This window comes from Bacillus sp. 1NLA3E (assembly GCF_000242895.2).
Taxonomy (GTDB): Bacteria; Bacillota; Bacilli; order Bacillales; family Cytobacillaceae; genus Bacillus_BU.
Genome location: NC_021171.1, coordinates 3,885,227 through 3,909,518 on the forward strand (window position 1 = coordinate 3,885,227; position 24,292 = coordinate 3,909,518).

The 24,292-nt window shown below is 38.3% G+C and carries 20 protein-coding genes and 1 pseudogene; 12 read left to right on the forward strand and 9 right to left on the reverse strand.

The window, feature by feature from the left end; all coding sequences use genetic code 11:
* Positions 1-39: 39 nt before the first annotated feature.
* Positions 40-312, forward strand: coding sequence for a hypothetical protein (locus tag B1NLA3E_RS18685; protein ID WP_015595374.1), 273 nt, complete (start codon positions 40-42; stop codon positions 310-312).
* A gap of 105 nt (positions 313-417) precedes the next feature.
* Here the strand turns inward: B1NLA3E_RS18685 and B1NLA3E_RS18690 are convergent, their stop codons facing one another.
* The 5 genes from B1NLA3E_RS18690 to B1NLA3E_RS18710 all read right to left on the reverse strand — a co-directional run bounded on the left by B1NLA3E_RS18690 (position 418) and on the right by B1NLA3E_RS18710 (position 7,190).
* A complete protein-coding gene (locus tag B1NLA3E_RS18690; protein ID WP_015595375.1) occupies positions 418-1,875 on the reverse strand; it encodes a CoA-acylating methylmalonate-semialdehyde dehydrogenase in 1,458 nt (485 codons plus the stop codon).
* A 280-nt stretch (positions 1,876-2,155) separates the two neighbouring features.
* Positions 2,156-3,193, reverse strand: coding sequence for an LLM class flavin-dependent oxidoreductase (locus B1NLA3E_RS18695; RefSeq protein ID WP_015595376.1), 1,038 nt, complete (start codon positions 3,191-3,193; stop codon positions 2,156-2,158).
* A gap of 45 nt (positions 3,194-3,238) precedes the next feature.
* Entirely contained in the window at positions 3,239-4,303 is a 1,065-nt protein-coding gene (locus tag B1NLA3E_RS18700) for an LLM class flavin-dependent oxidoreductase (protein ID WP_015595377.1), read from the reverse strand.
* A 12-nt stretch (positions 4,304-4,315) separates the two neighbouring features.
* Positions 4,316-5,734, reverse strand: a complete 1,419-nt coding sequence (locus B1NLA3E_RS18705) for a 4-hydroxyphenylacetate 3-hydroxylase family protein (RefSeq protein ID WP_015595378.1) — start codon at positions 5,732-5,734, stop codon at positions 4,316-4,318.
* On the reverse strand, positions 5,697-7,190 hold the full coding sequence (locus tag B1NLA3E_RS18710) for a 4-hydroxyphenylacetate 3-hydroxylase family protein (RefSeq protein WP_144061509.1): 1,494 nt from the start codon (positions 7,188-7,190) through the stop codon (positions 5,697-5,699). The genes B1NLA3E_RS18705 and B1NLA3E_RS18710 overlap by 38 nt, the downstream gene beginning before the upstream one ends.
* Positions 7,191-7,702: 512 nt before the next feature.
* Here B1NLA3E_RS18710 and B1NLA3E_RS18715 point away from each other — a divergent pair.
* The 5 genes from B1NLA3E_RS18715 to B1NLA3E_RS18735 all read left to right on the forward strand — a co-directional run bounded on the left by B1NLA3E_RS18715 (position 7,703) and on the right by B1NLA3E_RS18735 (position 12,980).
* Positions 7,703-8,539 (forward strand): MetQ/NlpA family ABC transporter substrate-binding protein, encoded by an 837-nt coding sequence (locus B1NLA3E_RS18715; RefSeq protein WP_041580678.1) that lies wholly within the window; start codon positions 7,703-7,705, stop codon positions 8,537-8,539.
* Between the two features lie 44 nt (positions 8,540-8,583).
* Entirely contained in the window at positions 8,584-9,342 is a 759-nt protein-coding gene (locus tag B1NLA3E_RS18720; protein WP_015595381.1) for a methionine ABC transporter ATP-binding protein, read from the forward strand.
* A 55-nt stretch (positions 9,343-9,397) separates the two neighbouring features.
* Positions 9,398-9,997 (forward strand): methionine ABC transporter permease, encoded by a 600-nt coding sequence (locus B1NLA3E_RS18725; RefSeq protein WP_442852669.1) that lies wholly within the window; start codon positions 9,398-9,400, stop codon positions 9,995-9,997.
* Between the two features lie 478 nt (positions 9,998-10,475).
* Complete coding sequence (locus tag B1NLA3E_RS18730; RefSeq protein WP_015592437.1) at positions 10,476-11,750, forward strand: IS110 family transposase; 1,275 nt, start codon at positions 10,476-10,478, stop codon at positions 11,748-11,750.
* Between the two features lie 528 nt (positions 11,751-12,278).
* Positions 12,279-12,980 carry a pirin family protein gene (locus B1NLA3E_RS18735; protein ID WP_015595383.1) on the forward strand — a complete coding sequence of 234 codons (702 nt, stop codon included), beginning with the start codon at positions 12,279-12,281 and terminating at the stop codon, positions 12,978-12,980.
* Positions 12,981-13,311: 331 nt separating this feature from the next.
* Here B1NLA3E_RS18735 and B1NLA3E_RS18740 read toward each other — a convergent pair whose 3' ends face one another.
* Both B1NLA3E_RS18740 and B1NLA3E_RS18745 read right to left on the reverse strand, forming a co-directional pair.
* On the reverse strand, positions 13,312-14,151 hold the full coding sequence (locus B1NLA3E_RS18740; protein ID WP_015595384.1) for a carbon-nitrogen hydrolase family protein: 840 nt from the start codon (positions 14,149-14,151) through the stop codon (positions 13,312-13,314).
* A 127-nt stretch (positions 14,152-14,278) separates the two neighbouring features.
* Positions 14,279-15,043, reverse strand: a complete 765-nt coding sequence (locus tag B1NLA3E_RS18745) for a MerR family transcriptional regulator (RefSeq protein ID WP_015595385.1) — start codon at positions 15,041-15,043, stop codon at positions 14,279-14,281.
* 158 nt (positions 15,044-15,201) lie between these two features.
* Here B1NLA3E_RS18745 and B1NLA3E_RS18750 point away from each other — a divergent pair, with 158 nt between their 5' ends.
* From B1NLA3E_RS18750 to B1NLA3E_RS18775, 6 genes and pseudogenes are all read left to right on the forward strand, one after another.
* Entirely contained in the window at positions 15,202-16,527 is a 1,326-nt protein-coding gene (locus B1NLA3E_RS18750) for a UDP-glucose dehydrogenase family protein (RefSeq protein ID WP_015595386.1), read from the forward strand.
* 130 nt (positions 16,528-16,657) lie between these two features.
* A complete protein-coding gene (locus B1NLA3E_RS18755) occupies positions 16,658-17,191 on the forward strand; it encodes a phosphatase PAP2 family protein (RefSeq protein WP_015595387.1) in 534 nt (177 codons plus the stop codon).
* Between the two features lie 36 nt (positions 17,192-17,227).
* A pseudogene (locus tag B1NLA3E_RS18760) lies at positions 17,228-18,369 on the forward strand (glycosyltransferase family 4 protein).
* A gap of 114 nt (positions 18,370-18,483) precedes the next feature.
* The gene (locus tag B1NLA3E_RS18765) at positions 18,484-18,663 is read left to right on the forward strand and encodes a small acid-soluble spore protein H (protein WP_015595390.1); all 180 of its coding nucleotides are present in this window, start codon (positions 18,484-18,486) and stop codon (positions 18,661-18,663) included.
* A gap of 352 nt (positions 18,664-19,015) precedes the next feature.
* Complete coding sequence (locus tag B1NLA3E_RS18770; RefSeq protein ID WP_015595391.1) at positions 19,016-20,140, forward strand: betaine/proline/choline family ABC transporter ATP-binding protein; 1,125 nt, start codon at positions 19,016-19,018, stop codon at positions 20,138-20,140.
* A complete protein-coding gene (locus tag B1NLA3E_RS18775; protein WP_015595392.1) occupies positions 20,140-21,708 on the forward strand; it encodes an ABC transporter permease/substrate-binding protein in 1,569 nt (522 codons plus the stop codon). The genes B1NLA3E_RS18770 and B1NLA3E_RS18775 overlap by 1 nt, the downstream gene beginning before the upstream one ends.
* A 61-nt stretch (positions 21,709-21,769) precedes the next feature.
* On the opposite strand, the gene B1NLA3E_RS18780 is transcribed toward B1NLA3E_RS18775, so the two are convergent.
* Positions 21,770-22,387: a TrkA C-terminal domain-containing protein gene (locus tag B1NLA3E_RS18780; protein WP_041580679.1), complete on the reverse strand. Its 618-nt coding sequence runs from the start codon at positions 22,385-22,387 to the stop codon at positions 21,770-21,772.
* A gap of 189 nt (positions 22,388-22,576) precedes the next feature.
* Positions 22,577-24,109 carry a DHA2 family efflux MFS transporter permease subunit gene (locus B1NLA3E_RS18785; RefSeq protein ID WP_015595394.1) on the reverse strand — a complete coding sequence of 511 codons (1,533 nt, stop codon included), beginning with the start codon at positions 24,107-24,109 and terminating at the stop codon, positions 22,577-22,579.
* Positions 24,110-24,292 lie beyond the last annotated feature (183 nt).

The window sequence follows — 24,292 nt, forward strand, 5'->3', positions numbered from 1 at the left end:
ATATTAAAATTTGCTTATAAAAAACAAGGGGAGGAAAAAATGAAATTTCCTAAAGACGTTATTTTAGAATCTATTGTCGAACGTAAAAACCATGAAAGTTACGGACTAGAGTTTGTTCAGGAACTTGGGAATGATGATGCAGGTTGTTGTGAAATGATAGTTGTAATTTTTAAATACAAAGATAAATACTATAGTGTTGATATCCAACACGTAAACGATGAAAATAATTACGATCATTGGGGCGAAGAAGTAGATTGTCCTGAAGTTGTTCGAAGAGAGGCTATTCAATATTACTGGGAAGAAGTAAAATAACATCGACTTGTCGATGTTTTCCTTTTTGATAGTATAAAAAAAATCACTTTCTAATTATAGAAGTGATTTTTTTGTGTGTAGAAACATCCAGCTGTTTATAAATCCTCAATACCTTGCCGTCAATACCTTCTTTCTCGTATAAAACTCCACGCCATCCTTTCCATTTGCATGGAGATCACCGTAGAAAGAGCTTTTGTAACCTGAAAATGGAAAAAATGCCATTGGAGCAGGTACACCTAGGTTTACACCAAGCATACCTGCATCAATTTCATCACGGAATTCCCGAACTGCCTTGGAACTATCTGTATAAAGACAAGCACCGTTTGCAAATTCCGATTGGTTGGCGATTTCAATCGCCTCTTGAAGAGTGTTGACCCGGACTACTGATAATACTGGGGCAAAAATTTCATCCTGCCAAATTTTCATCGATGGATCAACATGATCGAATAGTGTTGGACCAACAAAATAACCATTTTCTTGATTGCCTTTTCCGCGACCATCACAGACAAGGACCGCCCCTTCTGCTTCCCCTATTTCAATATAAGATTCTGTCCTTTTTTTATGAACGTCTCTGATTACTGGTCCCAAGAATACCTCTTTGTCCATACCGTTACCGATTACTAACCGTTCAGCAGCTGTCTTTATTTTTTCGACTAAAACATCACCAATTTTCCCAACAGCGACCACAACTGAAGTTGCCATACACCGCTCTCCAGCTGATCCATAGGCAGCACTAATAATCTGTGTCACGGCATTGTCCAAGTCTGCATCTGGCATAACAATTGCATGATTTTTCGCACCTGAAAGTGCTTGTACCCGCTTTTTATTTGCGGCAGCTTTTTTATATACATATTCAGCAACTGGCTGTGACCCAACAAAAGACACAGCTTTTATGTCTGAATGCTCTAAAATACCATTCACAACATCATGTGCACCGTGGACAATATTCACTACCCCATCTGGCACACCAGCCTCGCCCAATAATTCTACAAGCCGATTGGCCAAGAGTGGGGTTCGTTCAGATGGTTTTAAGATGAACGTATTACCACACGCAATGGCAAGAGGAAACATCCAGCAAGGAACCATCATCGGAAAATTAAACGGCGTAATCCCTGCAACAACCCCCATTGGATAACGATACATACCTGACTCGATGCCGGGTGAAATATCCTGAAGCTGACTTCCCATCATCAAGGTTGGTGCGCCTGCAGCGAATTCTACACACTCAATTCCACGTTGAACCTCACCATATGCTTCAGCAAAACTTTTTCCATTTTCGATCGTTACCAGGTGAGCAAGTTCTTCCCAATGATCAATCAACAATTGCTGATAGGAAAACAAGAACCGTGCACGTTTTGGCACAGATACCCTTTTCCATTCTTGATAAGCCACTTTTGCCACTTGAACTGCATGATCAAGCTCATCTATAGAAGAAAGAGGTACTACAGCCAAAAGTTCTCCCGTTGCTGGGTTGATCACTTCTTCATACTCTAAAGTTTTTGATTCAACCCATTTTCCCCCAATATAATTTTTTAGTATTTTAATATCTTTTATAACTGTCATAATACGGCCTCCAATTTATGATATTTTCATTTACAAGGAAGGCTGTGTTAAAACTCAATGTTGATTTTTTGCACAATATTGATTGGAGTGGAAGGCACGAAGACTCCTGCGGGAGCAGCGGGACAGGTGAGACCCCACAGGCGCTTAAGCGCCGAGGAGGCTCACCGCCCTCCCCGCGGAAAGCAAGTGCCTGGAACGGAAATCAACATTCTAGTTTAACAGAGCCAAAAGGAAAAAAGCTGATTCATAAGAATTCAGCCTCTCTATTTTATTGTTCAATTTATTGTGATTTTAATAGAGGAACAACACCTTCGTAAAAATCATTAAGTTCCTGTAATGGATTCCTAAAGGTTAGGAGGATTTTATCAATTCCTATTGCTTGAAGCTCATGAATTTTGTTTGCAACTTCTTCATAATTACCGATAAGTCCTGTCCGGAATCCTTCATTATTAGCTACAAAGTCACTAATCGTTGAAGCATTTTTCCACATACCCCTTGTTTCTGTTCGTTTTTTTAGTTGAGAAATAGCTGTATCATCTGCGTTTTCAATAATATATTGGTATTCTTCTAGCGCTTTATTTGATGTTTCCCTGGCAATCACAAAGGCATTTACTGCAAATTTAACATGCCGTCCGTTCTCTTTTGCCACTTCCGAAACATTTTTTATTTGTTCTTTGAACTCTTCAATTGGAGCGCCATTCATAAAATAGTAATCAGATAGGCGACCGGCCATTTCTTGGGCTTCTATCGAATTCCCGCCTTGATAGATAGCTGGATATGGCTTTTGAATCGGTTTAGGCTCCAATATAGCGTTATTGATTTGATAAAAATCACCCTGATAGGAAAAATGATTAGTCGTCCATAACCCTTTTAACACTTCAAGGTATTCTATCGAACGTTTATAGCGATCTTCATGCTTTATCCACTCTATCCCAAACATTTCTTGTTCTTCCTTAAACCATCCACTCACTAAATTTATATGAAATCGTCCATTTGAAATAATATCAATCGTGGCCCCTATTTTAGCTAATGTTGCTGGGTGGATAAACCCAGGTAATACAGCGGCAAGAAAATGAATATTTTTTGTCTCCGTCGCTAAGGCTGTAACCATTGACAAAGGATCTAATTGGCCGCTGCCAGCCGTTGTCCCACCAATATTTCCTACATACCGGATAGGATAAAGGATTGAATCCACTTGCCATTGCTCTGCAGTTTGGACAAGTTTCCGGTTATATTCTAGACTTGCATCTTTATTCTGGTTGACATTAGCACGCAAAAAGCCACCAGATAAATTTGCCCCCCAAATCGAAAATTTCAAGTTTATTCATTCCTTCCTAACTCAAATTCATTACCACTTCATGTGCTATTTAATAGTTAATGCTTCCTCTTTAAATAAAGGGAGGACAGAACTCCCAAAACGATGAGACTCCTCCAGATGAGGAAATCCTGATAAAACAAAATGCGTCACACCGGCATCAATATATTCCTGCAAGCCTTCACGGACTTGTGTTGGGGTACCAACAAGCGCGGTACCAGCACCTTTCCTAACTTTTCCGATACCAGACCAACCATATTTTCCGAAACGCTCGGTTTGTTTCGTCAATTCATTCATTCTTTTTTGAGCAACTGAATCGGTGGTTTCATAATAATGATCCATATTACCTTGAACCTCTCTATCCACCCTACTAATTATCTTTTCAGCAGCCTCCCAAGCTTCCTCCTCATCATCCCTAACCACGACGTGGATTCGGACACCAAATTCCAACTCTCTTCCATACTTCTGTGCCCTTTGTTTAATATCTTCAATCTGTTGCTTGATTTGCTCAACTGGTTCACCCCATTGAAGAAAAACATCAGCAGATTTTGCCGCAATCTCCTTTGCTACATCGGAAGAACCGCCGAAATAAATCGGAACGGATTGATTTTGATGGATATTGGAAGGTAATAATCCTTGATTGATCGTAAAATAATCACCTGAGTAATTTACTTCTGAACCAGTCCATGATTTTTGAAGGACATCAAGAAATTCATCTGTTCTTCGATAACGGTCGTCATGCGCTAAAAAATCGCCATCCTGCCCTAACTCCTTCGCGGACCCCCCTGTTACAATATTAACCAGGACCCGACCCTCTGAAAATTGGTCTAGGGTTGATGCCATTTTCGCCGCTACGGTAGGGGCAACAAAACCTGGACGAAGCGCAATCAGTGTTTTTATTTTTTTGGTATGATGAATAATGGCCGATCCTACCAACCATGAATCTAAATAGGGCGTTCCCACAGGAATCAAGATCCCCTCAAAACCGGCTTTTTCTGCTGTTTTTGCTACGTTTACCAAGTAATCCAAAGTTGGTTTCCGCTCTGGCTTTTCTAAGCCTAAGTATTCTCCATCGCCATTTGTTGGCGCAAACCAGTAAAAATGAACTGACATCGTTAAACCTCCTTATTTTATCGCTTCATAAGCATAATCGATTAACTGCTGCTTGTTTTGATAAGCATTGGATTGGGCAGCAAAGGTTCTGACAGGGTCGCCTGAATAAAATCGTTCATACAACTCATGGCGAGCAGCAAGTGGACTTCCAATGATATCCCAAGCCAATTTAATCAACTGGGTCCTTTCTTTTGCCGAAGTATCTGTCCCCTTAAAATATTGTTGCAATAAGGACCCTAGTTCTCCATCAAGATCTTCAATCCTTGAAGGAACCTGCAATAGTCCTCCCGCACCAATTTGTTGCAAGATCTCCAAAGCTCTCGGATAATAACGGGTTCCTAGATTGCGTGCAGTTGTTAACGAGTCTTGGTTCGGGAGCAAAATTCCATTATATAGTTTTGCTTTTTGTTCTGAAGCAACCAGAAGCGCTTTGATCGTTTCAAGCTGGATAATGAGTTCTGCCAGCTTTTCTTTTACATGAAGGAATTGCGTTGCCCCGGCTGTTTCAGCAATTTCATTGCCAATTGCCACAACACCTTCTAGTTTACTGATGAGACGGACCACTGTTTGATGCTGGCTAAGCAAAGATGAAGCAGGGTTAATTCGAAGTTTCCATGCCAATTCAGGATCCTCATGGACGATTACTCTTTCCCATGGTATAAACACATCATCAAAAATTAACACAGCATCCATTTCATCGAAACGGGAACTTAATGGATGATCCTCAATTCGTTCATCTGCAAAAGACTCTCTGCAAACCAAATGCAGACCCTTTGCATTAACAGGGACCAAAAAGACATTAGCAAATTCTCGTTCGTTTTCTCCTCGTTTGTGATAGGAAAAAATTAATAGTTCATCCACATAAGGAGCAGCTGTGGCGATCATTTTTGCTCCTCGAACAAAAACACCTTCACTGTTTTTACGAGTAATATGTAAAATCCCTGGATCCTTCTCTTCGATTGATTTAGAACGGTTCTTTTGTGGATCATGACCTACAGCTGTCGATAATAAATCAAGATTTCGTGACTGATAGTAATAATCTTCTATTTTGTTAGAAAAACCAGGATTGCTCACTTCTAATTGTTTACGATCCGCAAACCATCCTGTGAACAGCGAACGCGAATATTCAGATAGACGGCTCATGACTCCGAAAGTTTGATCAGCCCAATATTTGTAAGCAAGTCTCTTTCTCTCTAAATCTTCGTGTGTTTTTGGGACAAGAAAAGACAGATTGGCATCTAACCCTTCCTCCGTCTTATAAGTTAACAATGATTTTGTAGCTACCTTTGTTTGCGACTCTAGCAGTGTATTGACTGAATGAACTGTTCCTTTAAAAGCAGGATGTTGGTCAAAATTTTTAACAATTTCTCCGTTTATCCAAACATTTCTTCCATCATCGAGTCGTTGAAGGTACGGGATTATTTTGCTCATCTAACTTCTCCTTTCCATGCAACTCTTCCCAAAAGAGTGCTAGTTTTTGTTTTAATGGTTCTTTATCATAAGTATCATATTGAAAAGCAAAGGTACGAATAGGATCCCCTGTATAAAATCTTTCATATAGATCATGTCTTGCACCAAGTGTGCTTCCTACCAGTTCCCAACCTACTTGAAATAAGGCAGTTTTGGTCATAGCATCCACCTTTGCACCTCGATAATACTTTTCAAAGAACGGCGTAAGCTCATTACTGTCATTTACAGTAGTTGAGGGGAGTTGGATAAAACCACCCGCTCCGATTTGTTTTAAAATCTCAATCGCCCTCGGATAATATCGAGTTCCTAAATTGCGGGCAGTAATTAATGGAACCCGAGCTGGCATATATACCTTTTTATCATTTAGTGAACCTTGAACTTCAGAAGCAATTAGCAAAGCTTCTATACTATCAATCTGTGTATAGAGTTCTCCTAGTTTTTCTTGAACATGTAAGAAGTGATCGGCACCGATCGATTGAGCAATTGCCGTCGTCACTCCTGCTACAAATTGAAGCTTAGTAAGTAAGCGAACAACCGTCTGATGATGAGCTAAGCCATTTAATTGTTGATGCTGCTGCGCTTCAAAAACACCTTCAGCAGAACCTCTGATCAGTACACGTTCCCATGGAATGAGTACATCGTCAAAAATGAGCACGGCATCCATTTCATCAAACTGTGCGCTTAATGGATGTTTCTTTTGATCCTGTGAAGCAAATGATTCACGACAAACAATTTGAAGTCCCGGTAAATTCAAAGGCACAATGAACATGTTGGCATACTCTGACTTTCCAGGTGACAGCTTTTGATGTGGCATAACTATGACATCATGGGCATAAGGGGCAGCCGTAGCAATCATTTTTGCTCCTCTAACGATGACACCTTCTTCGGTTTCCTGAATCACTCGTAATAATGCATCCTGATCCTGATGCTCATCATTTGGTTTTGAGCGGTCGATTTGCGGATCAAGAATAGCCGTCGTTATGACTCGGCGCTCATCTCTTGCTTGTTCATAATAAGCGGTAATTTTCTTAGAAAACCCTGGATCAAATTGATTAAAATAATCTCGATCAATAAAATAGCCGGTAATAAGAGAACTAGAATAATCAGATAATCGACTCATTACCCCGAAGGTTTTCCGTGACCATAAAGCAAAGGACTCTCTTCTTGATTTTAAGTCTTTAAGATTATTCGGAATAAGATAAGCTTTGTGAACATATTCATTTGTCCTTGGACTGATAAATCCTACTTTCTGCTGTTCATCCGGTGAATCGAGGGTCTCCCACAAGCTTGTTATCGTTTTTAGAGTTCCTGTAAATTCAGGATGGTTGGCGAGATCTTTTATTTTCTTTCCATTTAACCAAACACTTCTTCCATCATTGAGGCTTTCCTTAAATCCTGATTTTTTCTTGGTTTTCATTAAGCAATCAACTCCTTTAAATACAAAAGCCCTCGAAGGAATATAAAAAGCTATATTCCTATCAAGGGCTATCGGTTGTCCGGTAAGCGTATTTATTTTTATATTTTTCATAATAGTCCTACAATACACAGCGGTCAAGTGTGTTTTTTAAATGTTTTTATCTGAAATTTCAGTAAAGGGGGTTGAAAGATTAATTACCTTCTTGTTATAATCCATTTATTCCAATTGGTTAACTAAATTATTTAAGCCTACCGGATAACCGGCGGCATGGACAAAAAATTGTTCATGCTTTTTTTATTTTAAGGCTGTGTTAGAGCACAATGTTGATTGTAGTGGAAGGCGCGAGACTCCTGCGGGAGCAGTGGGACAGGTGAGACCCCGCAGGCGCTTTAGCGCCGAGGAGGCTCACCGCCCACCCCGCGGAAAGCGAAGCGCCTGGAACGGAAATCAACATTCTAGTTTAACAGAGCCTATTTTAAAGAGCATGTAGTACAGAAATGAGGAAAATTATAATGAAAAAGAAGTTTGGGTTGATCGTTTTCTGCCTATTGTTAACACTGGTCTTTTCAGGCTGCAGTGGGAGCGAAAGCGTTAAGACTAATAAAAATGTGGATTCAAAAAAACTCGTATTTGGCTTCACCCCTGGTCCTTATAGCGACCAAGTCAAAAAGGGAATTGAACCTTTATTAAAAGAAAAAGGCTATAGCATTAAATATGTTGAATTCAGTGACCCAGGCCAACCTAACTTTGGGCTTGCGGAAGGATCACTTGACGTGAATATATTTCAACATACAGCTTATTTCGAGAATTTTAAAAAAGAAAATAATCTAGATCTTTATGAAGTCATTAAAGTACCGACTGCCCCAATGGGCGTTTACTCAGATAAGCACGATAGCATAAAGGAAGTGAAGGATGGATTTAAAGTAGCCATACCTAATGATCCTCCCAACGTAGCTAGAGCCCTAAGAATATTAGAAAAAATTGGCTGGGTAACCTTAAAAAAGGGCTATGATCCAATTACTGTCTCAAAAAGGGATATTGAAGAACAAAAGGTAAACTTCTCATTTGTCGAGGTTGAACAAGCTCAACTTCCCCGAACCTTGCCTGATGTAGATTACGCATTGGTCAATGGAAATTTTATTTTGGCCAATGATCGAAAATTATCCTCTTCTCTTTATTTAGAAGATCCACCGTTTGAATATCAAAACTTAGTAGCTGTCAGAACGGAAGATAAAGATAAACAATTCGTGAAAGATATTATTAAAGCCTATAAATCAACTGAATTTAAAAAGGTGATTGAAAGTGATAAAAATTTCGAGGGATTTCACCGACCTGATTATTTTAAATAATATCCAATTTCAAAAATGATTTATACACAAAAGGAGGCTAAAAAGTGATTACATTTAAAAATGTAGGTAAAAGCTTCCCTGTAAAAGAAGGATCGCTTCAGGCTATTTCCAATGTTAATCTTCATGTGAAAGAAAAAGAGATTTTTGGAATAATCGGTTTTAGCGGTGCAGGAAAGTCCACGTTACTTCGAATAGGTAATCTATTAGAAAGACCAACGGAGGGAACCGTCATTATCAACAACCATGTGTTAACGGATTTATCAGGTAAAAATCTTAGAAAGGTACGCCATGAAACCGGGATGATTTTTCAGCATTTTAACCTCGTGGCGAATCTCACTGTATGGGGAAATGTTAGTCTTGCATTAGAATTTGCTAATATTCCTAAGAGAGATCGGTCCAAAATAATTGAAGAAGCTTTAAAAACCGTTGATTTATCTGATAAAGCGAACCAGTATCCTTCCCAACTCTCGGGTGGGCAAAAACAACGGGTAGCGATTGCCAGAGCCATTAGTACGCGACCTAAAGTATTGTTATGTGATGAGCCTACTTCAGCATTGGACCCACAAACGACTTTATCCATCCTATCTTATTTAAAAAAGATTAACAAAACCTATGGTGTGACCATTCTCATCGTAACGCATGAGATGGATGTAATCCGCTACTTGGCAGACAGGGTTGCCGTAATGGCAAATGGGCAGATCGTGGAGGAATTTCAATTAGCGGATAAAAGAGTTTCACCGGAAACAGAAATCGGCAAAATATTGTTAAATCGGGAACGTGAAGAGGTGATGGTAGGTGTTTGATAACATTGTATCTTACCTTCCTGAAATATATTTAAGTGTTGGTCAAACATTTTTTATGGTAGGTACTGCGATGATTGCGGCTATTTTGTTTGGTATTCCTCTTGGTTTGCTCACTTTTTTAACCTCAAAGGGACAATTACTCGAACAAAAAATAATAAATGGCATTTTAAATTCAATTGTTAATATCGTTCGATCTTTCCCATTTATTATTTTACTGGTTGCACTCATTCCTTTAACACGAGCTTTACTTGGAACAACTGTCGGTCCCACGGCAGCCTCTGTTCCCCTTTCCATTGCTGCTATTCCCTATTTAGCACGGCTTGTGGAACAATCTTTACGTGAGGTCCCGAAAGGAACAATAGAAGCGGCTGTTGCAATGGGAGGATCGCCACTACAAATTATTTTAAAGGTTTTATTATTAGAAGCTCGATCTGGCCTTGTTTTAGGTCTTACAGTAACAGCCGTTTCTTTCATTTCTTATTCTGCCATTGCCGGGGTTGTGGGTGGAGGTGGCATTGGTGATTTGGCGATTCGTTATGGGTATTATCGATTCCAGACGGATATAATGGTCATAACTGTATTCCTGCTGATTATCCTAGTCCAGTCTGTTCAATTTATTGGAAATCTTATTGCTATAAAAATTGATAAACGATAGTCATGATCCCCTTATGGACATTAACTCAGCTAACAGGCTGTAGTTTTTTCTTAAGGGGGGTTTTTTATTGAATAATCCGTAAAAAATTTTGATGAAAGCTTAATATGTTGACAATTAGATGGAATTAAATATATAATTTATCTCGAATTAAGATATTTTTAATCAAGTATAATTGAATCCTCAATCAATCTTTATTTTATAGACTGTGTTAAAACACAATGTTGATTTTTTGCACAATGTTGATTGGAGTGGAAGGCGCGAGACTCCTGCGGGAGCAGCGGGACAGGTGAGACCCCGCAGGCGCTTTAGCGCCGAGGAGGCTCACCGCCCGCCCCGCGGAAAGCGAAGCGCCTGGAACGGAAATCAACATTCTAGCATTCCTGTAGAACGTTATTTTTCGAGTTTGAAAAAAATAGGGCTCCTCAGTAAGATATGAGTAAGACACCACTCAAACTCAACCTTAAGGAGGAACCCTACTTTGAAGTTTAAAATGCAAAACAAACAAAATCAACTAATAGAAAGAATTTCCGTTAAACATCTTGTTGTTGGGATAGATATTGCTCAACAATTACATGTAGCCCGAGCTGTTAATTTCCGCGGAATTGTAGTTGGTGATCCACTTACATTTACTAATAATGAAGAAGGATTTTCTAGTTTATTAAAATGGATTAATAATCTTCAAAGAATAAACAATTTAGATGAATCTATTGTTGGGATGGAACCTACTGGACACTATTGGATTAATCTTTCAAAATGGCTTTTTAAGCATAATATTGAAGTGGTAACGGTAAATCCCTATTTAGTAAAAAGAAATAAAGAAAATCGTGATAATACTCAATCTAAAAGTGATAAAAAAGATGCTTTGGTTATAGCTGATATGGTGAAAAACGGTTACTACTCTGAGGTTAGGCCTACATCTGAGTCATTTGAAAAACTTAGGGTTCTTATGTCTAATCGTGATGTAGTTGTTAAGCGTCTCGTAAGTTCTACTAACCAATTAAATCGGTGGGTAGATATTGTATTTCCCGAACTCCGACAGGTGTTTAAAGATATTACCGCTAAAGGGGCAATTGCAACCCTTCGTCTATTCCCATCCCCTGTAGAATTAGGAACTATGGAGCCCGAGGAAGTAATAATGGGTTGGAAATCAATCATGAAGAGACAACCTGGTTTAAAAAAGGCACTATTACTCATTCAGGTAGCTGGAAAATCAGTTGGAACAAAGCAAGCACTTGATGCTTATAAATTTCATTTGGAACAATTATTAGAGGAATATGATTTAGCTTTAAAACAACTCGAAAGAGTGGAGGAACAAGTTACTGATGCTCTATTAAAGATCCCTTTCGCTTATAAATTACTTGCCATTAAAGGCATTAGTGTAATTTCATTGGCAGGTATTTTAGGTGAGGCAGGAGATTTAAGTGGTTTTTCTCATGGGAATTCTTTGCTTCGCCATGCTGGATTACACTTAGCTGAAGCAAGTTCAGGGAAGTGGAAAGGTCAAATTGTCATCTCTAAGCGAGGAAGGTCTAGACTACGACGTTTCCTATATTTAGCTACAATGAGTCTTGTAGCGAATAATCCGGAATTTAAAGCAATTCACTCCTATAATGTAAAAGTAAAAAAGATGAAGAAAATGAAGTCAATCATGAAATTGATTGGGAAACTTGCGAGGATTTTTGTGGGCATCGCTCGCCGAAATGAGTTCTACTGTCCTGAAAAAGTTAACCACATTATTGTGTTGGCAGCATAGTTACGATAGAACCTTGAACTAAATCTGATTTCTTAAATGTGACACCAAAAATAAATTAGATAACAGAATTGTATAAACCGAATGCTGGCTTATTCGCAGGATAATAAATATGTACGGAGTACCAGATTTGTTAAACAAAAGGGCATAGACCCATTAATCTAGCTTGACTGGCCTCCACCCCTTGGGTAGGCATGACGAAGGAATGAAAGGGCAATTGACCCGTTGAGACATGGGAGGGAAAGCCTCCAGGGGCGGCGTGGAGCATGTACATCACATGGTAAAAATTGGGGTTATTATTTATCCCTTTATTTCACTATGCCTCCACGAGCCAATAATGATCTGAATTCATTCCACTTAACTGTTAATTCAAAATATGGGACTATGAAATCCTGCGAATTAGCGAGCATTCGGGAGAAAATCGCATTAAACTGAGGGAGTTTAACAGAGCCTATAAATAAGTAGGAAATGTTAGTCAAATCTTCCTTACCCGAAATAGATTTTACTAAAAAGAAATTAGGAGTGAATTAAATGTTAAGAAAAATTGATAACAGAAATATGGGTAGAAGTAACCTTGGTTGGCTCAAAAGTGTATTCCATTTTTCATTTGCGGAGTATTATAATCCAGACAATATTAACTTCGGTGTTTTAAGAGTTATAAATGATGACTTGATTGAGGCTGGTACAGGGTTCGATACTCATCCCCATCGAAACATGGAAATTATCTCTTATGTTGTAGATGGCGAGTTGACCCATGGGGATAGCATGGGCAATAAAAATACTATCGGTCGAGGCACTGTTCAATACATGAGTGCTGGAACTGGGGTTTATCACAGTGAACACAATTTAGGAAATAAACTTGCGAGACTTTTACAAATATGGATATTCCCAGATAAACAAGGCTATAAACCTAATTATGGAGATTTTGAATTTAATTGGGATGATCGTAAGAATAAATGGCTCCATATGGTTTCAAGCAAAGAGGGTAATGCACCGATTAAAGTGAATCAGGATACTAATATTTACTCTTTAGAGCTTGATAAGGGAAATGAAATTAGTTTTCCTGTTCAAAATGGGAGACAAGCCTATTTAGTCCAAATTGAAGGAAGTTCATCAATTAATCATCTTGACTTAGTTGATAGAGATGCTTTAGAAATAGTTAAAGAGGATATTCTGATACATGCAAATGAAACCTCACATTATTTAATTTTGGAAATGAACAAACAAGATTAATTAAAATTCAAACATTCAAACATTCAAATACATTTTTGTGCAGATCAGGAAGCGATTGGTTTTGGCCAATCGCTTTTTTATTTGGCTGTTTTCGTAAACTTTGTTGCTATTTACTTATGAGTGGAGCGGCTGATTTCCGCTCCAGGTGCTCGCTTTCCGCGGGGCGGGCGGTGAGCCTCCTCGGCGTTTCGCCTGCGGGGTCTCACCTGTCCCGCTGCTCCCGCAGGAGTCGAGCACCTTCCGCTCCAATCAGTTCATTTTCAACGATATACATTCAGAACTCGTTCAAAAACAACAATCTTTTTGAAAACAGCCTTTTATTTTGAATCCACTATTTATCAAGTTCCTCCCAATCATAGACATCGGGTCGGCGTTGGGAGAGTGTCGGTACCCTTTTCCTGACATCTTCAAGCCAATCTAAATCAAGATCAACTGTTATTACGCCTGTCTTATCTGAAGCTTGGGCTACAACCACACCCCAAGGATCAACTACCATACTCCTACCATAACTCCATTCATTATGGGGTGGAAATGTTCCATAGGTTGCAGGGGCCACGATATATACTTGATTTTCAATGGCTCTTGCTCGTAATAATACTTCCCAGTGATCCTTACCAGTGTGAAGCATAAATATCGCTGGAACTAGGATGACCTTTGCACCCTTTAAAGCGAGAATGCGAAACATTTCTGGGAAACGCAAATCAAAACAAACACTTAATCCAACCGGAATTCCCTTTATTGATGTTACAACAATCTCATCCCCGGCTTCCTCTAGCTTTCTTCCGGAATAGGTTCTGCCACCCACTTGAGCATTGAAGGTATGTATTTTATTGTACATATCTTGTATTTCTCCTTCAGGATTAATGACACAGCAAATATTTTTTAATTTTTCTGTTTCTGGAAATCTCAGTCTCATGGTTCCAGCTACTATGTATGTTCCTAATTCTTTCGCTAATTCCCTAAGTCTGGTAAGCGTAGGGCCATCTAGAGTTTCTGCTGTTTCAAAAAATTCGTCCTTTCTACCCATCATGTGGAAATTCTCGGGGAGGATGATGACATCTGGATCGCTTTTCCCTGCTTCTATTATTAATTCAATTGCTTTGTTTACATTTTCTTCAACCTGATTGGTCACTTGCATTTGGATCATTGACACTTTTAGTTTATCTAACATATTTTTCATCCTTATATATGTATTTGAAAAAAGGCTTCCTGTTCATTTCTTTAACCGTATTGTATCATTTTTCCATTGACGGAAAAATCAAAAAAAGACCTTAAAGAGTTCTTAAGGTCTTTTTCGATTATTTTTTCATTCCAGTATAGATGTGAATAGCATCTCTTAAAAATTCTGCAGAACCAGGTTTTTCTTTATCATAATAGGCTGTAAATCTTTCATCATCCACATACATTTGCGCCAAACCTGCATGGGCCTCTTTAGAGTATTCTTTCCAATAATAGGTTAGCCATTTTTTGTGGAGGTCTGCTGTTTTTTGAGCCAACTCTCCTGCAGGGTCACCCGTTTCGAACGCTTGAGCTAAGGCTACCTGTACCTGTTCTGCGAGACTGGTTACCTCGTCAAATTGTTCTTGGGTCATGTTTTTTAGTCTGGCATTGGATTTTTCAACTGTATCTTTACCATACTTTTCACGGATTTCTTTGCCATATTTTTTCTCATTTTCATCAATCATCTTTTGTTTAAAGCCTTCAAACTTTTCTTTATCACTCATGGTAATTCTCCCTTCAGTTAAGGCGATTGTTTTATCGACATTAGCGATTAATATATCTAATTGTTGTCTTTTTTCAAGAAGCTTTTCGCGATGTACTTTCAGTGCATTTCCACTATCAAACGAAGGCGCGGTTACGATGTCCTTAATGCTATCTAGATTTACTCCTAATTCTCTGTAGAACAGAATTTGCTGAAGCCTGTCAACTTCCGCTTGCCCATAGATTCGATATCCTGATGAATTGATTCTTGCCGGCTTTAGAATTCCTATTTCATCATAATACCTTAACGTCCTGGTGCTCACGCCTGCAAGACTGCCAAGTTTTTGCACTGTATATTCCACCAGATCACCTCCTGATAAATTAACTTTACACCTTTACGTTGCGTTAAGGTCAATGGGGTTTTATTTAAAGTTTTACACACTCTTAATATCAGCTCAAGATTACCTTCAATTATTTCTAATATAATGAAACAATACCATTTTATTTTGGGAGGAATTGGATGAAAATTGCGGTTGCTGGAACAGGATATGTTGGGCTCGTTACAGGTGTTTGTTTAGCAGAAATGGGTAATGAAGTAACTTGTCTTGACACTCAAGAAGCGAAGATAACGATGCTTAAGTCTGGAAAATCGCCAATTTATGAGCCTGGTCTAGAATCGCTTTTAGCAAACAATCTGGTAAAAGGTCGACTTCATTTCACCACAAATCCTCAATCTGCTTATACTAATGCAGAAATAATTTTTATTGCAGTTGGAACTCCTGAGCAAAATGATGGAGCGGCCAATCTCGAACACATTTATGCGGTAGCAAATTCGATTGCACAATCAATCAAAAACGATGTAATTGTTTGCACCAAAAGCACCGTGCCAGTTGGCACGAGCGAACAAATTAAACAGATTATTGATAGGAATAAACCATCTTACCTTAAGGTAGAGGTGGTATCCACCCCTGAATTCCTGCGCGAAGGCTCCGCAATCCTAGATTTTTTCCACGGTGACCGAATTGTGATTGGTGCTGATAACGAGAGAGCGGCAAACATTGCTGAACAAATCTTTCTTCCATTGAAAATACCGATAATGAAAACTGATACGCGAAGTGCAGAAATGATTAAATACGCATCTAATGCATTTCTAGCAACGAAGATTAGTTTTATTAACGAGATTGCCTCCATTTGCGATAAGGTAGGAGCAAATATTGACGAGGTAGCCTACGGAATCGGGACAGATCATAGAATTGGACCCTACTTCCTTCAAGCGGGAATTGGTTATGGAGGTTCCTGTTTTCCTAAGGATACGAAAGCCCTTATCCAACTTGCGGGGAATGTTGAACACCAGTTTGACTTGCTCAAGGCGGTAATCAACGTAAATAATCATCAGCAATCCTTACTTGTAAAAAAAGCTAAGGAATCGGTAGGTTCGCTTAAAGGAAAAAAGGTTGCTTTACTTGGTCTAGCTTTTAAGCCTGATACCGATGATGTTCGTGAAGCAGCCTCATTAACACTAGTAAAGGATTTGCTAGTAGAAGGAGCCACTGTCATTGGGTATGATCCCGTCGCCATCCAAAATGCCAAAAGAATAATAGGAAACTCTATCGAGTATACAACTGACATCCTGTCCGCCCTTTTCGATGCCGACCTAGCGCTCATCGCAACCGAATGGGACCAGATAAAACATATTTCTCTTGATATGTTCTGTCTTTATATGAAAAAACCATTCTTAGTAGATGGACGTAATTGTTATTCTCTCAACGAAATTCAAAAGTACCCGATTACCTACTTCTCTATTGGGAGACCACCTATTATTAAGGAAACACAAAAATCACACTAATTTTCAACATCATTTGTCCCCCCTAAAATACTACTTTTTCAAATAATTTACATTCCCTTAGCATCTGCTAAATATTATTCAGCTAAAATAAAAGTGTCTTATCGTAAATCCTTTTTTGGGGGGACAGATGATGAATAGATTCCTTTATTCCTTTTATGACTTTGAATGTCGACTATTTAAAGAGGTAAACCGTCATTTTGATAAAAAGTTGTTAAACCTCTTTTTCAGGACAATTACCCATATAGGTGGAGCACCATTTACGATTGTGACTGCACTGATGCTCATTTCCCTTACTACTAACCAAACAAGAATAACGGCAATCTCTAGCGCAATGGCACTAGCTTTAAGCCATCTACCAGTACATTTTGTTAAAAAACTGTATCCACGAAAAAGACCCTATTTGACATTAAAAAAGGCAAAATTTCCTGTTAACCCGCTCAAGGATCACTCTTTTCCTTCAGGACATACAACAGCAGTTTTTTCGGTCATCATGCCATTCGTCTTATTCTTACCAAAACTCTCTTTGATTCTCATACCAATCGGACTTTGTATCGGACTATCTAGAATTTATTTAGGTCTTCATTATCCTTCGGATGTAATAGCCGGTTGCGTTCTTGGATCTTTTACAGCAACCCTTTGTTTTTATTTTTTCAACAGTTTTTAGGAAGGAATCGAATTTGTTTTTTACAGGGGGGATTTGATGAAGATTGCCTTTTTTTCAGACACCTATTATCCAGATATCAATGGGGTTGCTTGTACTCTTAAAAGGTTAACCGATTATTTACACTCGCAAAATATTACTTGCAAAATATTTGCTCCAGAGGATGGTTCCAATGAATACGCAGTGAATCATATCCACCGTTTCAAAAGTCTACCCTTTTCCTTGTATCCTGAATGCCGATTAGCTTTTCCCAACCCTTCCCATATCAAGTCAGAGTTGCAAAGCTTTTCTCCAGATTTGATCCATGTCGCCACTCCGTTTAACCTTGGTCTTTGTGGAGTTTATTATGCAAAAAGACTAAATATTCCACTTGTCGGATCGTATCACACTGACTTCGATTATTATTTGAAATTCTATGACCTTCATTTCTATCTAAATACCTTTGGAAATACATTAATTGGTTCCATCGACCGTTTAAAAAGTTATTCGTCCCCTCAAATGAGACAATTGATCAGCTCAAGCGCCGTGGATTCACAAACCTTGAATTATGGCCTCGGGGTGTTGATTGCCGCCTTTTTCATCCCTACTATGATAAGAAATTAATTCAAAGTCGATTAGGAATTCAAAAAAAATATCTCCTTACCTATGTCGGTCGGTTAGCTCCTGAAAAAGATTTGAATACTCTCCTTGCTATAGCAAGATCAATTCCAGCAAAAATAAATCAGGACATTCAATGGTTAGTAGTCGGAGATGGTCCTTTACGTGAAGCACTTCAAAATGAATCACCACCTAACATGTCCTTTACTGGATATTTAAAAGGGGATGCTTTGGCAGAAGTGTATTCAGCATCTGATATTTTTGTTTTCCCATCTTCTTCAGAAACGTTTGGGAATGTTGTACTTGAGGCTCTTGCAAGCGGTACACCAGTAGTTGGTTCCGATTCAGGTGGAGTGAAAAATATCATTCAACCGGGTATAACCGGACAATTATGTAGACCAGGTAATGTGCAAGATTTTACCATAAGAATTCTCCAGCTAATTAATCATGATAGCCTACGATTTCAAATGGGCATGGAGGGAAGAAATTATGCATTAGGACAAAAGTGGGACTTGATTTTTGAAAATTTACTTATGTCTTATACCGAGGCACTCAGCACAAATGATGAACAGAAATTCGCCTGACCTATCTTCCATATAATCCTCAAGCAGTTCTTATAATGATGTTCGACAAATTAGAATGATTCACAGGTTTTAAGTAAATAATTTTATTGTTGAAAATTAAAGGAGGACATTAATATGAACAAACAACGTGCAAAAGAGATCGCTGCTTCCCCAGTTATGGCCAATGTAATCTATAATGGGACGCAAATATATATTCAGGGAGTAGATGAAAAAAATGAAACAGCTAGAATCTATCCCCTTGATCAACCAGAAAAAGAACAAGAGGTCTCTTTGAACAGCTTATTGGAGCAATAAAACGACATTCCTCAACGATTTTTTTAATCTAAAAACCTCCTGTTAACTTTAGGAGGTTTCTTTTTATATAAAAATTGGCAGAGTTTAACTTCCAACCCGCATGTGGAACTATCAAAGTTTTTCAGATTAACTTACACAATAAGGTAGTTTGAGCAGCTTCTGACTTTGTAAATTTTATTAAACAAGCTTGTTTTATTTACATTTAAATTAACAAAATGATTATTTAGAGACACTACCCATTGCAAATTAAAAAGGAAATTTGTTCCACAATTCGACGAACTAACAACTTGTATGTTAACATTAAGTTGTTGCATTTCACTGAATCATATTATTTTATAGAGGAGGAATGAAAATGATTCAGTTCAAAAATATTGGAAAGAAGTATCGGAACAAGACCATTATTGATCATTTTTCATTAAATATTGAAGCAGGTCAGTTGGTTGTATTTGTAGGCCCAAGTGGTTGTGGCAAAACCACTTTATTGAAAATGGTAAATAAATTAATTCAACCGACTTCGGGTGAAATATTTGTAAATGGAAAAAATATTTCCACCTTAAATGCGATAGAACTTAGAAGAAACATTGGATATGTTATTCAGAATACCGGGCTGTTTCCTCATATGTCGATACAAGAAAACTTGGAGCTCATTCCAAAGCTTAAAGGTGAAAATCCTCAAGCAATCACAAAAAAAACCGCGGAGTTACTTCAAATGGTTGGATTGAATCCAACTGAATATTTACATCGTTTCCCGAGGGAATTGAGTGGCGGACAGCAGCAGAGAATTGGTGTGGCAAGGGCTTTTTCTACCGAATCCGACATTATTTTAATGGACGAACCATTCAGTGCCTTGGATCCTGTCACAAGGAGTTCGCTACAAGAGGAACTGTTCCAAATGCAAAAGGAATTAAACAAGACGATTATCTTCGTGACCCATGATATGGACGAAGCAATCAAAATTGCCGACAAAATCTGTTTACTAAAAGATGGTAATATTCTTCAATATGATACCCCTGAAAACATTTTAAAATATCCTGCAAATGACTTTGTGGAAAGCTTTATTGGTAAAAGACGGGTCTGGAATAACCCCGAATTATTAAAATCTGAAGATATTATGGTTCACAACCCCGTTAAAATTTCTCCGAAACGAAATGTTCTTCAAGCTATCGAGATCATGAAGGAGAATAAAGTCGACAGCTTAATGGTAACGGATAAAAATAATGTACTGCTCGGAATGGTAACGTTGAAGAGCATCCAATTACTAAACCGAACTGCCATCATTGAAGAAGTAATGAATCAAAATGTTCTGTTCGTTACCCAGGATTCAAACTTAATCTCGGTATTGGTCACGATGAATGAAAATAAGATCGGTTATGTACCAGTTATCAATGATGAAAAGAAGTTGATTGGTCTTATTACGAGAAGCAGCATTTTATCTGTTTTAAGTAGCCAATTAATTGATTTGGAGGTGGCCTTTTAATGGGTGAATTTTGGACATACATCACAACAAACTATCAGCAAATTCTCAGTTTACTAGGTCAACATCTTTACTTAAGTGTTTTTTCTGTATCAATAGCAATTGTGATTGGAGTTCCACTTGGTATTCTTATCTCAAAGGAGCCGAAGCTATCGAAACCTATTATTGGTACTACTAATGTCATCCAAGCCGTACCGAGTTTGGCGCTTCTAGGATTCTTAATCCCATTTATTGGAATAGGGAGTACGCCAGCGGTTGTTATGGTCGTTCTATATTCCCTGCTTCCGATTGTCAAAAACACTTATACTGGATTGACCAATATAGATTCAGACATTCTCGAAGCTGCTGAAGGTATCGGTTTAACTAAGAGTCAAACGATGCGAAAGATTCAGTTGCCATTAGCCTTCCCGATGATCATGGCTGGGATCAGAATTTCTGCCGTTACAGCTGTTGGATTGATGACAATTGCCGCTTTTGTTGGTGCTGGCGGGCTAGGTTACCTCGTATTTTCAGGTGTACAAACCGTAGATAATAATATGATTTTGGGTGGTGCAATCCCAGCGTGTATATTAGCACTGCTAATTGACTTTGTTGTCGGGAAACTGGAAACTTCACTTTCCTATACTAGTAAAAAGAAAAGCAATCAGTCATCATCTAAAAAGAGCAATGGCAGATCGAAAAGATTAATCATTGCGTTCAGCATTATATTGCTGATTGCAGCAGGTACAATCACGATTTTTTCCCAGGTAAAAGCAAAAGATAAGATTGTAATTGGCTCAAAAAATTTCAGTGAACAACTAATATTGGGGAACATGCTAGCCGACTTAATAGAAAACAAGACTGATATTGAAGTAGAAAGAAAGCTAAATCTTGGCGGAAGTCAAGTAGCCTTTAGCGCTCTTAACAATGGAGATATTGATTTATATGTAGAATACACTGGGACTGGATTAGTAAATATCTTGAATGAGCCTCCTGAGAGTGATCCAGATCAAGTCTATGACACTGTTAAACAGAAATTCAATCAAAAATATGGGATTGAATTGCTAAAACCGCTTGGATTTAATAACACCTATGCTGTGGCGGTGCGACAAGAAACTGCAAAAGAATATGGATTGGCTTCAATTTCTGATCTTGCAAAGGTGAGCGATGGCTTAATTTTTGGTCCAACCATCGAATTCTCGAATCGTGAGGACGGATTAATCGGACTTTCCAAAAAGTATGAAATGAATTTTAAAGAGGTAAAAGCTTTAGATGGCGGATTACGCTATACTGCTCTTAATAATCATAAGAGTGATGCCATTGATGCTTTTTCCACGGACGGCCTACTCGAAGCGTTTCATTTAAAAGTATTAAAGGATGATAAGAATTTCTTCCCTCCTTACTATGCTGTACCGATCATCAAGCAGGAAACATTGAAAAAATATCCTGAGCTAAGGGATGCCATTAATTCCCTTTCAGGAAAACTTACAGATGAAAAGATGCGTAAGCTTAACTATAAAGTCGACAGCCTGAAACAAGCCCCGGCAAAAGTAGCTAAGGAATATTTAGAAAAAGAAAACCTATTAAAATAGAAATCCAAAAATCGGCTCCTTCAGTAATGAAGTGAGCCGATTCTTTTAATTTATATTTAGATCAATCTTGTAAAAAACTCCGTACCCTTTCGTAAGCTACCTCATTACCAATAATTAGTAAGATATCTCCTTCTAAAATTAAAGCATATGGTCCGGGAGAGATGATCAGCTCTCCCTTTCTTTTCATTCCAATCACCGTTCCACCCGTATTTTGCCAAAACATCACTTCTGAAATCGTCTTACCAATGTGACTACAGCCGGAAGCCACCTCTATCTCGATCGGAGCCAATGGATTTGTGTAGCGCAACGTAACTGAATAATCCTTGATTTTTCGTACTGTTTCAAATAGCTGATCGTCCAGCTTTTCACGTTCTGTAATTAATGTATTCATTTGTTTTTCCAAATCATTTATACTCGCTAGACTTGAAAACCTGTTAATGTATTTAAACGCATTTTCACGGGAAGAGATGACAATCCCGCTTCCCTTCGTTGATTGAACTATTTCCACGTCTTCTAAGATCTTGATAGCTCTCCTTACTGTCTCAGGAGATACCTTGTAATCACTTGCTAAGGTAGATCTTCCGTGGATTTTTTCACCCTCTTTAAATTTCCCATCATATATCCGATTAGCCAGATCAATCGCAATTCGCTCGTAAGTTGATATTTTGGCTCTTTGCATAACATTTTCCACCACCATTTATTTTAAAAAGTTCTATTATTAGTGTTTTTTATACATAAATACTATACCTTTTAAAACGGATGTTTGCGAGTATGTATAAACTTAATACTTGAGTGATCCACTTGATGCAAATGGAGGTTTCCTTAACAAAAAACTCCGTGCCCTTAAATGGACACGGAGTTTCTCATATTAATTTTCTACTACTGGTTTTGTGGTGATGGTGCTTTTTGCACCTTCCAGTTTTGAAGCTTGCGTTTGTTTCGACGTGCGTTTGATAAAGAACGCAAGAATAAGAGCGACTAGTGCTATTCCTACACTCACCAAGAAAGCATCATTAATTCCTTCGAGCATGGCTTTCGTTGCAATTTGTTGTTTCATTGTTGCGATGGCATCAGGAGTTGGTTGCCCTGTAAAATGCTTCATTGCGGAATCGGCAATTTCCTTGGCATGAGTTTTCATCCTGTTTGACATGACCGTAACCAACAACGCTGACCCGATTGCACCAGAAACCTGTTGCATTGTGTTGTTCATTGCTGTCCCGTGTGGATATAAGTGAGCAGGCAATTGATTCAAACCGTTAGTCATAACCGGCATCATGACCATCGATATTCCGAACATCCGAGCTGAGTATATCAAAAGTAGATGTGTATACGACGTATCTAATGAAAGCTTGCTAAATGCAAAACTTGTTAATGTCGTAATCGTTAATCCAGTAATTGCTAAAATACGTCCACCAAATTTATCAAATAATTTACCTGTAATAGGTGACATGATTCCCATTAAGATGGCACCCGGCAGCATCAATAAACCGGAATGGAATGGTGATATCCCACGAATGGTCTGTACATATATTGGCAATAACAGCATAGCTGAAAACATAGCCATAGTGATAAAAATTGAAATAGCTGATGATAAAGCAAACATTGGATATTTATAGATTCGGAATTCCAGCATCGGTTTTTCTAGCTTAAACTGACGCAAGATAAATAATACTAATGAAATTGCGCCTACAATAAGCGTGACATACACCTGTGGACTATCCCAGCCTTTGGTTCCTGCAGAACTAAATCCATATAATAAGCCACCAAAGCCTATGCTTGATAGGACAAGGGAAAATAAATCAAGTCGGAGATCCACTTTATCCTTTTTATCTTTTAATAAAAAGAAGGCAACGACTAACACGATTGCCGCAATTGGTGTAACGAGATGGAAAAGAATTCTCCAGTTATAATGTTCGATGAGCCAACCAGATAAAGTTGGACCAACTGCTGGGGCGAAAATAAATACTAATCCGAATAACCCCATTGCTGCTCCCCGTTTTTCAATTGGAAAGCTTGTTAACATAACATTCATTAACAACGGCATCATAATCGCTGATCCTGATGCTTGAACCATACGTGCACTTAATAATACCGGAAACGTTGTGGCAAAACCTGCGATTATCGTACCGATGGTAAATAAACTCAATGCCGTTAAAAATAATCGGCGTGTTGAATATTTTTGAATCAAAAATGCTGTGGCTGGAATCATGATCCCATTCACTAACATATACCCTGTTGAAAGCCACTGAACAGATGAAGCTGGTATATCTAAATCCTTCATAATTGACGGAAGCGCCACATTAAGAAGAGTTTCATTTAACATTGAAATAAAAGCCCCAATAAGTAATATGACAATAATCCCCCACTGCGGCTTGGTTGTATTTGTACTGGTTGTATTCACTTTTTGCCTCCCATAAACTTTCAGTTCATTTTTTTATACTATCATTACACATAAAAACTATAATAACCTATGAGTTCAACTTACGCAATCAGAAAATTTTTCTAAAAACCTCTTTTCACAAATTTCCCAGTGAGCATTATATATACTTTATAAAATGTAAAGAACTGCCGAGAAACCTCGACA